This window comes from Caballeronia sp. AZ10_KS36 (assembly GCF_023631105.1).
GTDB lineage: Bacteria > Pseudomonadota > Gammaproteobacteria > Burkholderiales > Burkholderiaceae > Caballeronia.
In genome coordinates this window covers 90,609-104,206 of the sequence record NZ_JALQDQ010000020.1, presented here as the reverse complement: position 1 = coordinate 104,206, position 13,598 = coordinate 90,609, and the positions used below count along the sequence as shown (strand labels likewise).

The following is a 13,598-nucleotide window of genomic DNA, read 5'->3' as shown; positions in this document are numbered from 1 at the left end:
AAAGGTAAATTCGAGCGGACCAAGCCGCACGTGAACGTGGGCACGATCGGTCACGTTGACCACGGCAAGACCACGCTGACGGCAGCGATCACGACGGTGCTCACGCAGAAATTCGGCGGCGAAGCCAAGGCGTACGACCAGATCGACGCGGCGCCGGAAGAAAAGGCGCGCGGCATCACCATCAACACCGCGCACGTCGAGTACGAAACGGCTAACCGCCACTACGCACACGTCGATTGCCCGGGCCACGCCGACTACGTGAAGAACATGATCACGGGCGCCGCGCAGATGGACGGCGCAATCCTGGTGTGCTCGGCCGCTGACGGCCCGATGCCGCAAACGCGTGAGCACATCCTGCTGGCCCGTCAGGTCGGCGTGCCGTACATCATCGTGTTCCTGAACAAGTGCGACATGGTGGACGACGCCGAACTGCTCGAGCTCGTCGAAATGGAAGTGCGCGAACTCCTGTCGAAGTACGACTTCCCGGGCGACGACACGCCGATCATCAAGGGTTCGGCCAAGCTCGCGCTGGAAGGCGACAAGGGCGAACTCGGCGAAGTGGCGATCATGAACCTGGCCGACGCGCTGGATACGTACATCCCGACGCCGGAGCGCGCAGTCGATGGCGCCTTCCTGATGCCGGTGGAAGACGTGTTCTCGATCTCGGGTCGCGGCACGGTGGTGACGGGTCGCGTCGAGCGCGGCGTGATCAAGGTTGGCGAGGAAATCGAAATCGTCGGTATCAAGCCGACGGTGAAGACCACTTGCACGGGCGTGGAAATGTTCCGCAAGCTGCTCGACCAGGGTCAGGCGGGCGACAACGTTGGTATCCTGCTGCGCGGCACGAAGCGCGAAGACGTCGAGCGCGGCCAAGTGCTGGCCAAGCCGGGTTCGATCACGCCGCACACGCACTTCACCGCTGAAGTGTACGTGCTGAGCAAGGACGAAGGCGGCCGTCACACGCCGTTCTTCAACAACTACCGTCCGCAGTTCTACTTCCGTACGACGGACGTGACGGGCTCGATCGAGCTGCCGAAGGACAAGGAAATGGTGATGCCGGGCGACAACGTGTCGATCACGGTCAAGCTGATCGCCCCGATCGCCATGGAAGAAGGTCTGCGCTTCGCGATCCGCGAAGGCGGCCGTACCGTCGGCGCAGGTGTCGTTGCGAAGATTATCGAGTAAGAGCCAGAGATCTCTCGGTAGTCTGTAGTTTTCGGGGTCGGCGAAACCGTCGGCCCCAAATGGTTTAGGGGTATAGCTCAACTGGCAGAGCGTCGGTCTCCAAAACCGAAGGTTGGGGGTTCGATTCCCTCTGCCCCTGCCACATTCTCGCGCCAAGTGGCGCTGCTTAAGGTGTTATGGCGAATCCTTCAGTCGAAACTGTAAATACTTCCAGCGATAAGTTGATGTTGGTGGCTGGGGTATTGTTGGTCTTGGCCGGGTTCGTGGGTTTCTTCTTGCTCAGCGGCCAAGAGTGGTATGTCCGCGGTGCGGCGCTTGCTGTCGGTTTGGTTGCTGGTGTCGCTGTCGGCCTTCTTTCTGCGCCCGGGAAGGGCTTCATCGCCTTCGCGAAAGATTCGTACAAAGAAGTGCGAAAGGTCGTCTGGCCTACGCGAAAAGAGGCGACGCAGACCACGCTGGTGGTCTTCGCATTCGTCCTCATCATGGCCATCTTCCTTTGGCTTAGCGACAAGTCAATCGAATGGGTAATTTTCTCGGCGATTCTGGGTTGGAAATGATATGAGCGATACTCCGACATCTCCGAGTGGAAAGCGTTGGTATGTGGTGCACGCCTACTCCGGCATGGAGAAGAGCGTGCAACGTGCGCTTCAGGAGCGCATCGAGCGAGCGGGAATGCAGGACCAGTTTGGTCAAATTCTCGTTCCGACCGAAGAGGTTGTGGAAGTCAAAGGTGGCCACAAATCGGTCACGGAGCGTCGTTTCTTCCCGGGCTACGTCCTGGTCGAGATGGAAATGACGGATGAAACCTGGCACCTCGTGAAAAACACGGCGAAGGTAACGGGTTTCGTTGGCGGCGCACGCAATCGGCCGAGCCCGATCTCCCCGCGCGAAGTCGAAAAGATCATGTCGCAGATGCAGGAAGGTGTCGAGAAGCCGCGGCCGAAGACACTGTTCGAAGTCGGCGAGATGGTGCGGGTGAAGGAAGGTCCGTTCACCGATTTCAACGGCAACGTCGAGGAAGTGAATTACGAAAAGTCCCGGGTCCGCGTTTCAGTCACGATCTTCGGGCGGTCGACGCCGGTTGAACTTGAGTTCGGCCAGGTCGAAAAGGTTTAAGAACACATCGCGCGGGGTCATCGGTCTCGCGCGATTCGCGCTTACGGCCCGCGTAATGGCCGTTGAGGAGCGTCAGTAGTCGTCAGGCGAACGCGCGCTATCACTCACCGAACGCTTACGCGTTCAGCAGAGGTTTTCAACATGGCAAAGAAAATCATCGGCTTTATCAAACTGCAGATTCCTGCAGGTAAAGCCAATCCGTCGCCGCCGGTCGGTCCGGCGCTCGGCCAGCGCGGCCTGAACATCATGGAGTTCTGCAAGGCGTTTAACGCGCAGACTCAGGGCATGGAGCCGGGTCTGCCGGTGCCGGTCGTCATTACGGCATTCGCGGACAAGAGCTTCACGTTCATCATGAAGACGCCGCCGGCTACCGTTCTGATCAAGAAGGCAGCGGCAGTGCAAAAGGGTTCGAGCAAGCCGCACACCGACAAGGTCGGCAACATCACCCGCGCTCAGGCGGAAGAAATCGCGAAGACCAAAATGCCGGACCTTACGGCAGCTGATCTGGACGCAGCCGTGCGCACCATCGCCGGTAGCGCGCGTTCGATGGGTATCACCGTGGAGGGCGTGTAAATGGCTAAGCTTTCGAAGCGCCTTCAGGCATTTGCAAACAAGGTCGATCGTCAGAAGCTGTATCCGATCGACGACGCGCTGAACCTGATCAAGGAATGCGCGAACGCCAAGTTCGACGAGTCGATCGACGTCGCCGTTCAGCTCGGCATCGATGCGAAGAAGTCGGACCAAGTGGTTCGTGGCTCCGTCGTTCTGCCCGCTGGCACCGGTAAGTCGGTTCGCGTTGCAGTGTTCGCGCAAGGCGACAAGGCCGAGCAAGCACGTGCTGCTGGCGCGGACGTGGTCGGCATGGAAGACCTGGCTGAGCAAGTCAAGGCCGGCAATCTCAACTTCGACGTCGTCATCGCTTCCCCGGACACGATGCGCGTGGTCGGTACGCTGGGCCAGATCCTCGGTCCGCGTGGCCTGATGCCGAACCCGAAGGTCGGCACTGTGACGCCGGACGTGGCTCAAGCAGTCAGGAACGCAAAGGCTGGTCAAGTGCAATTCCGTGTCGACAAAGCCGGTATCATCCACGGCACCATCGGCCGTGCGTCGTTCGAACCCGCTTCGCTGCGTCAGAACCTGTCGGCGCTGATCGACGCGCTGAACAAGGCAAAGCCGGCGACGAGCAAGGGCGTGTACCTGCGCAAGATCGCGCTGTCGAGCACGATGGGTGTGGGCGTTCGCGTGGACCAAGCCACGCTGGCGCAACAGTAAAGATTTCGACGCGGTCGTTAGACCGCGTTCTCAAGGGCTTTGGGCGGTTGCGCAACAGTCGTTTGGTTGGGCAGCCGGTTGTCAAAGACCGTTGGTGGCGGTGCAGTAGTTGGGCGGCGCCTTAATTCAAGCCAACGCAGATGGCGAACCCGAAACAGTTTTGCAGTGGTTGAAGCCGGTTGTCGACCGTCCTCAGATGGTCACCAACCGCTTGAAATACTCCTAACAGTCGGACGCCGTTGTCGAACGTGGTGCATGAGGGTTGGACACCTGAGTGCATCGAATCTGGAGGTTTAACCGTGCCACTGAACAAAGAAGATAAGCAGGCAGTCGTCGCTGAAGTCGCCGCGCAAGTCGCGAAGGCTCAGACGATGGTGCTCGCTGAGTATCGTGGGATCACGGTTGGCGATCTGACCAAGCTGCGTGCGAAAGCGCGTGAGCAACAGGTGTATCTGCGCGTGTTGAAGAACACGCTGGCGCGTCGCGCCGTCGAAGGTACCCCGTTCGCTCCGCTGGCTGAGCAGATGACTGGTCCTCTGATCTACGGCATCTCGGAAGATGCCATTGCCGCAGCCAAGGTCGTCAACGACTTCGGCAAGAGCAATGACAAGTTGATCATCAAGGCTGGTTCCTACGAAGGCAAGGTGATGGACAAGGCGGGCGTGCAAGCGCTGGCCAACATCCCGAGCCGCGAAGAGCTGCTCTCCAAGCTGTTGTTCGTCATGCAAGCACCTGTTTCCGGCTTCGCGCGCGCTCTCGCCGCGCTGGCAGAGAAGCAAGGCGAAGCTGCATAACGTCACGCTTGAGCCACAGTTGCTCAGTTAGGTAAAGATCGCTAGCTCGATCCGAATTCAATTTAGGAGTATTTCAAATGGCAATCGCAAAAGAAGACATCCTGGAAGCCGTTGGCGCGATGTCGGTTCTGGAACTGAACGAGCTGGTCAAGGCGTTCGAAGAGAAGTTTGGCGTGTCGGCAGCTGCTGTTGCGGTCGCTGGCCCGGCTGCTGGCGGTGCTGCCGCTGCTGCTGAAGAGCAAACCGAATTCACGGTGAACCTGCTCGAAGCCGGCGCGAACAAGGTCTCGGTCATTAAGGCTGTTCGTGAACTGACGGGTCTCGGCCTGAAGGAAGCGAAGGACCTGGTCGACGGCGCACCGAAGCCCATCAAGGAAGCGGTGCCCAAGGCTGCTGCTGAAGAAGCGAAGAAGAAGCTGGAAGACGCAGGCGCGAAGGCTGAAATCAAGTAAGTTTCATTGCGCTGTGCGAAGGCTGGCGGTTTTTCACCGCCGGCCTTTTTGTGCTTTGTGGGGTCCGAGTTTTTATGCGCGTTGGCAAGCATAAACGGCCCCGCAGAAGCCAAAGACAACGGTCGGATCGGTAGTTTCTTCCGGCATTTGTCTTTGTCTTCTGAAGCGACTGCAGAAGGCAAGTTTGGTCGGGTAGCGGGAAACACAGGCATCCGCTGCCGTCAGCCAGCGGTTGGTAGCGGCCAACCACCAAGCTTCTAGACTCGCGCGTCCTCCCCGGACAGCGGCGCGGGTCTCAGTCGGTGAACACCGGGCCGTGTCGTCGAGGTATCCCGCCTCGGTAACGCCCGCCGTGATTCGGAGATCGTATGCAATATTCCTTCACCGAGAAGAAGCGTATTCGCAAGAGTTTCGCGAAGCGCCCCATCGTTCACCAAGTTCCCTTTTTGCTGGCGACCCAGCTTGAATCATTCCAGACGTTTCTGCAAGCGGAGACGTCTTCTTCGCAGCGCAAGGCAGAAGGCTTGCAAGCTGCGTTCACCTCTGTTTTCCCGATCGTTTCGCACAACGGCTTTGCGCGTCTGGAATTCGTCAGCTATATGCTGTCGCCGCCCGCATTCAACATCAAGGAATGCCAGCAGCGCGGCCTGACCTATTGCTCCGCCCTGCGCGCAAAGGTGCGTCTCGTTCTGCTCGACAAAGAGTCGCCGAGCAAGCCCGTCGTGAAGGAAGTCAAGGAACAGGAAGTGTACATGGGCGAAATTCCGCTCATGACGCCGACCGGTTCTTTCGTCATCAACGGTACCGAGCGCGTGATCGTGTCGCAGCTCCACCGTTCGCCAGGCGTGTTCTTCGAACACGACAAGGGCAAGACGCATAGCTCCGGCAAGCTGCTGTTCTCGGCGCGTATCATTCCTTACCGCGGTTCGTGGCTCGATTTCGAGTTCGACCCGAAGGACGTGCTGTACTTCCGCGTCGACCGTCGTCGCAAGATGCCGGTCACGATTCTGCTGAAGGCCATCGGCCTGACGCCGGAACAGATCCTCGCGAACTTCTTCGTGTTCGACAACTTCGCGCTGATGAGCGAAGGCGCGCAAATGGAATTCGTGCCCGAGCGTCTGCGCGGTGAAGTTGCGCGCTTCGACATTCAGGATCGCGAAGGCAACGTCATCGTCACGAAGGACAAGCGGATCAACGCAAAGCACATTCGCGACCTCGAAAACGCCAAGACGAAGTTCATCTCGGTGCCCGAGGAGTATCTGCTCGGCCGCGTGCTGGCGAAGAACGTGATCGATCCCGAAACGGGCGAAGTCATCGCGAACGCCAACGAGGAAATCACCGAAACGGTCCTCGAGAAGCTGCGCGAAGCGAAGGTCAAGGAAATCCAGACGCTGTACACGAACGATCTGGACCAGGGTCCGTACATCTCGTCGACGCTGCGTATCGACGAAACCGCGGACAAGATGGCCGCGCGTATCGCGATCTACCGCATGATGCGTCCGGGCGAACCGCCGACCGAAGAAGCCGTCGAGGCGCTGTTCAATCGTCTGTTCTACAGCGAAGACGCTTACGACCTGTCGAAGGTCGGCCGCATGAAGTTCAACCGCCGCGTGGGCCGTGACGAGATCATCGGGCCGATGACGCTGCAGGACGACGACATCCTCGCGACCATCAAGATTCTCGTCGAGTTGCGTAACGGCAAGGGCGAAGTGGACGACATCGACCACTTGGGCAATCGTCGCGTGCGTTGCGTCGGCGAACTCGCGGAAAACCAGTTCCGCGCGGGTCTCGTGCGTGTCGAGCGTGCTGTGAAGGAACGCCTCGGCCAGGCCGAAAGCGAAAACCTGATGCCGCACGACCTGATCAACTCGAAGCCGATTTCGTCGGCGATTCGCGAGTTCTTCGGTTCGTCGCAGCTTTCGCAGTTCATGGACCAGACCAACCCGCTGTCGGAGATCACGCACAAGCGTCGCGTTTCCGCACTCGGCCCGGGCGGTCTGACGCGCGAGCGCGCGGGCTTCGAAGTCCGCGACGTGCATCCGACCCACTACGGCCGCGTGTGCCCGATCGAAACGCCGGAAGGTCCGAACATCGGCCTGATCAACTCGCTCGCGCTGTACGCGCACCTGAACGAATACGGCTTCCTCGAAACGCCGTATCGCAAGGTCGTGGACGGCAAGGTGACGGACCAGATCGACTACCTGTCGGCGATCGAAGAAGGCCGTTACGTGATCGCGCAGGCGAACGCGGCAGTGGCCGAAGACGGCACACTGACCGACGAACTCGTCTCGTCGCGTGAAGCCGGCGAAACGCTGATGGTCACGCCGGACCGCATCCAGTACATGGACGTGGCGCCGTCGCAGATCGTGTCGGTCGCGGCATCGTTGATTCCGTTCCTCGAGCACGACGACGCGAACCGCGCGTTGATGGGCTCGAACATGCAGCGTCAGGCCGTGCCGTGTCTGCGTCCGGAGAAGCCGGTCGTCGGTACGGGCATCGAGCGTACCGTGGCGGTCGACTCGGGCACGACGGTTCAGGCCATGCGTGGCGGTGTCGTGGATTACGTGGACGCGGGCCGTATCGTGATTCGCGTGAACGACGATGAAGCCGTCGCCGGCGATGTCGGCGTGGACATCTACAACCTGATCAAGTACACGCGTTCGAACCAGAACACGAACATCAACCAGCGTCCGATCGTGAAGATGGGCGACAAGGTCTCGCGCGGCGACGTGCTGGCCGACGGCGCCTCCACGGACCTGGGCGAGCTCGCGCTCGGCCAGAACATGCTGGTCGCGTTCATGCCGTGGAACGGCTACAACTTCGAAGACTCGATCCTGATCTCGGAAAAGGTCGTCGCGGACGATCGTTACACGTCGATCCACATCGAAGAACTCAACGTCGTTGCTCGCGACACGAAGCTCGGACCGGAAGAAATCACGCGCGACATTTCGAACCTCGCGGAAGTGCAGCTTGGCCGTCTCGACGAGTCGGGCATCGTGTACATCGGCGCGGAAGTCGAAGCGGGCGACGTGCTGGTCGGCAAGGTCACGCCGAAGGGCGAAACCCAGCTGACGCCGGAAGAAAAGCTGCTGCGCGCGATCTTCGGCGAGAAGGCATCGGACGTGAAGGACACGTCGCTGCGCGTGCCCTCGGGCATGAGCGGCACGGTCATCGACGTGCAGGTGTTCACGCGCGAAGGCATCACGCGCGACAAGCGCGCGCAACAGATCATCGACGATGAACTGAAGCGTTACCGCTTGGACCTGAACGACCAGCTTCGTATCGTGGAAGGCGACGCCTTCTCGCGTCTCGCGCGCATGCTGAACGGCAAGGTGGCGAACGGCGGTCCGAAGAAGCTCGCGAAGGGCACGAAGATCGACCTCGCGTACCTCGAAGACCTCGACCACTACCACTGGTTCGACATCCGCCTCGCGGACGAAGAAGCAGCGGCGCAACTCGAAGCCATCAAGGATTCGATCGAGCAGAAGCGTCACCAGTTCGACCTCGCGTTCGAAGAGAAGCGCAAGAAGCTCACGCAAGGCGACGAACTGCCGCCGGGCGTGCTGAAGATGGTGAAGGTGTATCTCGCCGTGAAGCGTCGCTTGCAGCCTGGCGACAAGATGGCGGGCCGTCACGGTAACAAGGGTGTCGTGTCGAAGATCGTGCCGATCGAAGACATGCCGTACATGGCCGACGGCCGTCCGGCCGACGTCGTGCTGAATCCGCTCGGCGTGCCGTCGCGGATGAACGTGGGTCAGATTCTCGAAGTGCATCTGGGCTGGGCCGCGAAGGGTCTCGGCTGGCGCATCGGCGAGATGATGCAGCGTCAGGCGAAGATCGAAGAACTGCGTCAGTTCCTCACGCAGATCTACAACGAGTCGGGCCGCAAGGAAGAGCTGGAAGGCTTCTCGGACGACGAAATCGTGGAACTGGCGAAGAACCTGCGCGAAGGCGTGCCGTTCGCGACGCCGGTGTTCGACGGCGCGACGGAAGACGAAATGTCGCGCGCGCTGGACCTCGCGTTCCCGGACGACGTGGCGCAGAACCTCGGCATGAACGCGTCGAAGAATCAGGTCACGCTGCACGACGGCCGCACGGGCGAGCCGTTCGAGCGCAAGGTCACGGTCGGCTACATGCACTACCTGAAGCTGCACCACCTGGTCGACGACAAGATGCACGCGCGTTCGACCGGTCCGTACTCGCTCGTCACGCAGCAGCCGCTGGGTGGTAAGGCGCAGTTCGGTGGCCAGCGTTTCGGTGAAATGGAAGTGTGGGCGCTCGAGGCGTATGGCGCATCGTATGTGCTGCAGGAAATGCTGACGGTCAAGTCGGACGACGTGACGGGCCGGACGAAGGTGTATGAGAACCTCGTCAAGGGCGATCACGTGATCGACGCCGGCATGCCGGAATCCTTCAACGTGTTGGTGAAGGAAATCCGCTCGCTCGGTATCGACATCGATCTCGACCGCAACTAATCGGACTACGGAGAGAAAGCAATGAAAGCTCTGCTCGATCTATTCAAGCAAGTCCAACAAGAAGAAGTTTTTGATGCGATCAAGATCGGCCTCGCGTCGCCCGACAAGATCCGTTCGTGGTCGTTCGGCGAAGTGAAGAAGCCGGAGACCATCAACTACCGCACGTTCAAGCCGGAGCGGGATGGTCTGTTTTGCGCGAAGATTTTCGGGCCGATCAAGGACTACGAGTGCTTGTGCGGCAAGTACAAGCGCCTGAAGCACCGTGGCGTGATCTGCGAGAAGTGCGGCGTCGAAGTGACGCTGGCCAAGGTGCGCCGCGAGCGCATGGGCCATATCGAACTGGCTTCGCCGGTCGCGCACATCTGGTTCTTGAAGTCGCTGCCGTCGCGTCTGGGCATGGTGCTCGACATGACGCTGCGCGACATCGAGCGCGTGCTGTACTTCGAAGCGTACGTGGTGATCGATCCGGGCATGACGCCGCTGAAAGCGCGGCAGATCATGACGGAAGAGGATTACTACAACAAGGTCGAAGAGTACGGTGACGAATTCCGTGCCGAGATGGGCGCGGAAGGCGTGCGCGAACTGCTGCGTTCGATCAACATCGACGAGCAGGTCGAACTGCTGCGCACCGAGCTCAAGAACACGGGTTCGGAAGCGAAGATCAAGAAGTATGCGAAGCGCCTGAAGGTTCTCGAGGCTTTCCAGCGTTCGGGCATCAAGCCTGACTGGATGGTGCTCGAAGTGCTGCCGGTGCTGCCCCCGGAACTGCGCCCGCTCGTGCCGCTCGACGGCGGCCGTTTCGCGACGTCGGACCTGAACGACCTGTATCGCCGCGTCATCAACCGTAACAACCGGTTGAAGCGTCTGCTCGAACTGAAGGCGCCTGAAATCATCGTCCGCAACGAAAAGCGGATGCTGCAGGAAGCCGTCGATTCGCTGCTCGACAACGGCCGTCGCGGTAAGGCGATGACCGGCGCGAACAAGCGTCCGCTGAAGTCGCTCGCTGACATGATCAAGGGTAAGGGCGGTCGTTTCCGTCAGAACCTGCTCGGCAAGCGCGTGGACTACTCGGGCCGTTCGGTGATCGTGGTCGGCCCGACGCTCAAGCTGCATCAGTGCGGCCTGCCGAAGCTGATGGCGCTCGAACTGTTCAAGCCGTTCATCTTCAACAAGCTGGAAGTGATGGGCGTCGCGACGACCATCAAGGCTGCGAAGAAGGAAGTCGAGAACCAGACGCCGGTGGTGTGGGACATCCTCGAAGAGGTGATCCGCGAGCATCCGGTCATGCTGAACCGCGCGCCGACGCTGCACCGTCTCGGCATTCAGGCTTTCGAGCCGGTGCTGATCGAAGGTAAGGCAATCCAGCTGCACCCGCTCGTTTGCGCGGCGTTCAACGCCGACTTCGACGGTGACCAGATGGCTGTTCACGTGCCGCTGTCGCTCGAAGCGCAGATGGAAGCGCGCACGCTGATGCTGGCGTCGAACAACGTCCTGTTCCCGGCCAACGGCGATCCGTCGATCGTGCCGTCGCAGGATATCGTGCTCGGCCTGTATTACGCATCGCGTGAAGCCATCAACGGCAAGGGCGAAGGCCTTACGTTCACGGGCGTGTCGGAAGTGATCCGCGCGTACGAGAACAAGGAAGTCGAGCTGGCTTCGCGCGTCAACGTGCGTATCACCGAAATGGTGGCGAACGAAGACACGAGCGAAGGCGCGCCGAAGTTCGTGCCGAAGGTCACGCTGTACGCGACGACCGTCGGCCGCTCGATCCTGTCGGAGATTCTGCCGCCGGGCCTGCCGTTCTCGGTGCTGAACAAGCCGCTGAAGAAGAAGGAAATCTCGCGCCTGATCAACACGGCGTTCCGCAAGTGCGGTCTGCGCGAAACGGTGATCTTCGCCGACCAGCTGATGCAGATGGGCTTCCGCCTCGCGACGCGCGCCGGTATCTCGATTTGCGTGGACGACATGCTCGTGCCGCCGCAGAAAGAGACGATCGTCGGCGACGCAGCGAAGAAGGTGAAGGAGTACGACCGTCAGTACATGTCGGGTCTCGTCACCGCGCAGGAACGCTACAACAACGTGGTTGACATCTGGTCGGCAACGTCGGAAAGCGTCGGCAAGGCGATGATGGAACAGCTCGCAACCGAACCGGTCATCGACCGTGACGGCAACGAGACGAAGCAGGAGTCGTTCAACTCCATCTACATGATGGCCGACTCGGGCGCGCGTGGTTCCGCGGTGCAGATTCGTCAGCTTGCCGGTATGCGCGGCCTGATGGCGAAGCCGGACGGCTCGATTATCGAGACGCCGATTACCGCGAACTTCCGCGAAGGCCTGAACGTGCTGCAGTACTTCATCTCGACGCACGGCGCGCGTAAGGGTCTGGCGGATACGGCACTGAAGACGGCGAACTCGGGTTACCTGACGCGTCGTCTCGTGGACGTGACGCAGGATCTCGTCGTGGTCGAAGACGATTGCGGTACGTCGAACGGCGTGGCGATGAAGGCGTTGGTCGAAGGCGGTGAAGTCGTCGAAGCGCTGCGTGACCGTATTCTCGGTCGCGTCGCGGTGGCGGACGTCGTCAATCCGGAAACGCAGGAAACGCTGTTTGCGTCCGGCGATCTGCTCGACGAAGACGCGGTGGAAGAGATCGAGCGTCTCGGCATCGACGAAGTGCGCGTGCGTACGCCGCTGACCTGCGAAACGCGCTACGGCCTGTGCGCCGCGTGCTACGGCCGCGACCTTGGCCGTGGCTCGCGCGTGAACGTCGGCGAGGCAGTCGGCGTGATCGCGGCGCAGTCGATCGGTGAGCCGGGCACCCAGCTGACCATGCGTACGTTCCACATCGGTGGTGCGGCATCGCGTGCGGCGGTTGCATCGACGGTGGAAGCGAAGAGCAACGGTACGGTGCGTTTCACGGCCACGATGCGCTACGTGACCAACGCGAAGGGCGAGCAGGTCGTCATTTCGCGTTCGGGCGAAGCGATCATCGCGGACGACCTCGGTCGCGAGCGTGAGCGTCACAAGATCCCGTACGGCGCGACGCTGCTGCAACTCGACGGCGCCACGATCAAGGCCGGCTCGCAACTCGCGCAATGGGATCCGCTGACGCGTCCGATTATCACCGAGTGGGGCGGTACGGTGAAGTTCGAAAACGTCGAGGAAGGCGTGACGGTCGCCAAGCAGATCGACGACGTGACTGGTCTTTCCACGCTCGTCGTGATCGACGCGAAGCGCCGCGGCTCGCAGGCTGGCAAGAGCGTGCGTCCGCAGGTCAAGCTGCTCGACGCGAACGGCGAGGAAGTGAAGATCCCGAACACCGAGCATTCGGTGCAGATCGGCTTCCAGGTCGGCGCACTGATCACCGTGAAGGATGGTCAGCAAGTGCAGGTCGGTGAAGTGCTGGCGCGTATCCCGGTTGAAGCGCAGAAGACGCGTGACATTACCGGTGGTCTGCCGCGCGTGGCCGAACTGTTCGAAGCGCGCTCGCCGAAGGACGCCGGCATTCTGGCGGAAGTCACGGGCACGACGTCGTTCGGTAAGGACACGAAGGGCAAGCAGCGTCTCGTCATCACGGACCTCGAAGGCAATCAGCACGAGTTCCTGATCGCGAAGGAAAAGCAGGTGCTGGTGCACGATGGTCAAGTCGTCAACAAGGGCGAAATGATCGTCGACGGTCCTGCGGATCCGCACGACATCCTGCGTTTGCAGGGTATCGAGGCGTTGTCGCGCTACATCGTGGACGAAGTGCAGGACGTGTACCGTCTGCAAGGCGTGAAGATCAACGACAAGCACATCGAAGTGATCGTGCGTCAGATGCTGCGCCGCGTGCAGATCGTCGACAACGGCGATACGCGCTTCATTCCGGGCGAACAAGTCGAGCGGTCGGACATGCTCGACGAGAACGACCGCATGATCGCGGAAGACAAGCGTCCGGCGACGTACGAAAACGTGCTGCTCGGTATCACGAAGGCTTCGCTCTCGACCGATTCGTTCATCTCGGCGGCGTCGTTCCAGGAAACGACTCGCGTGCTGACCGAAGCGGCGATCATGGGCAAGCGCGACGATCTGCGCGGTCTGAAGGAAAACGTGATCGTCGGCCGTCTGATTCCGGCCGGTACGGGTCTCGCGTTCCACAAGGCGCGCAAGAGCAAGGAAATGTCGGATCGCGAACGCTTCGACCAGATCGCTGCCGAAGAGGCATTCGATTTCGGTACGCCGGAAGCCCCGGCAACGGAGCAGCAACCGCATACCAACGAGTAAGCGTCTTTCGCTCGTAGCACCTCGAACCGCCCGGTTTTCGC

Annotated in this window: 9 protein-coding genes and 1 tRNA gene; all 10 read left to right on the top strand. The window is 60.7% G+C overall.

The window, feature by feature from the left end:
- A partial coding sequence (gene tuf / locus NCR35_RS14265; protein ID WP_250534826.1) for an elongation factor Tu occupies positions 1 to 1,185 on the top strand: 1,185 nt, incomplete at its 5' end.
- A 66-nt stretch (positions 1,186 to 1,251) separates the two neighbouring features.
- Positions 1,252 to 1,327: transfer RNA gene (locus NCR35_RS14260), tRNA-Trp, on the top strand.
- 34 nt (positions 1,328 to 1,361) lie between these two features.
- Positions 1,362 to 1,742, top strand: coding sequence for a preprotein translocase subunit SecE (gene secE / locus NCR35_RS14255; RefSeq protein ID WP_175946423.1), 381 nt, complete (start codon positions 1,362 to 1,364; stop codon positions 1,740 to 1,742).
- Between the two features lies 1 nt (position 1,743).
- Positions 1,744 to 2,301, top strand: a complete 558-nt coding sequence (nusG, locus tag NCR35_RS14250; RefSeq protein ID WP_159837189.1) for a transcription termination/antitermination protein NusG — start codon at positions 1,744 to 1,746, stop codon at positions 2,299 to 2,301.
- A 141-nt stretch (positions 2,302 to 2,442) separates the two neighbouring features.
- A complete protein-coding gene (gene rplK / locus NCR35_RS14245; protein WP_008343796.1) occupies positions 2,443 to 2,874 on the top strand; it encodes a 50S ribosomal protein L11 in 432 nt (143 codons plus the stop codon).
- Positions 2,875 to 3,573 carry a 50S ribosomal protein L1 gene (gene rplA / locus NCR35_RS14240; protein ID WP_250534825.1) on the top strand — a complete coding sequence of 233 codons (699 nt, stop codon included), beginning with the start codon at positions 2,875 to 2,877 and terminating at the stop codon, positions 3,571 to 3,573.
- 299 nt (positions 3,574 to 3,872) lie between these two features.
- Positions 3,873 to 4,367, top strand: a complete 495-nt coding sequence (gene rplJ, locus NCR35_RS14235) for a 50S ribosomal protein L10 (RefSeq protein ID WP_159837187.1) — start codon at positions 3,873 to 3,875, stop codon at positions 4,365 to 4,367.
- Between the two features lie 77 nt (positions 4,368 to 4,444).
- Positions 4,445 to 4,819, top strand: a complete 375-nt coding sequence (gene rplL, locus NCR35_RS14230; RefSeq protein WP_175946426.1) for a 50S ribosomal protein L7/L12 — start codon at positions 4,445 to 4,447, stop codon at positions 4,817 to 4,819.
- 368 nt (positions 4,820 to 5,187) lie between these two features.
- Positions 5,188 to 9,294: a DNA-directed RNA polymerase subunit beta gene (gene rpoB / locus NCR35_RS14225; protein ID WP_250534824.1), complete on the top strand. Its 4,107-nt coding sequence runs from the start codon at positions 5,188 to 5,190 to the stop codon at positions 9,292 to 9,294.
- A 21-nt stretch (positions 9,295 to 9,315) separates the two neighbouring features.
- Positions 9,316 to 13,557: a DNA-directed RNA polymerase subunit beta' gene (rpoC, locus tag NCR35_RS14220; RefSeq protein WP_248320641.1), complete on the top strand. Its 4,242-nt coding sequence runs from the start codon at positions 9,316 to 9,318 to the stop codon at positions 13,555 to 13,557.
- The last annotated feature ends 41 nt before the right edge of the window (positions 13,558 to 13,598 follow it).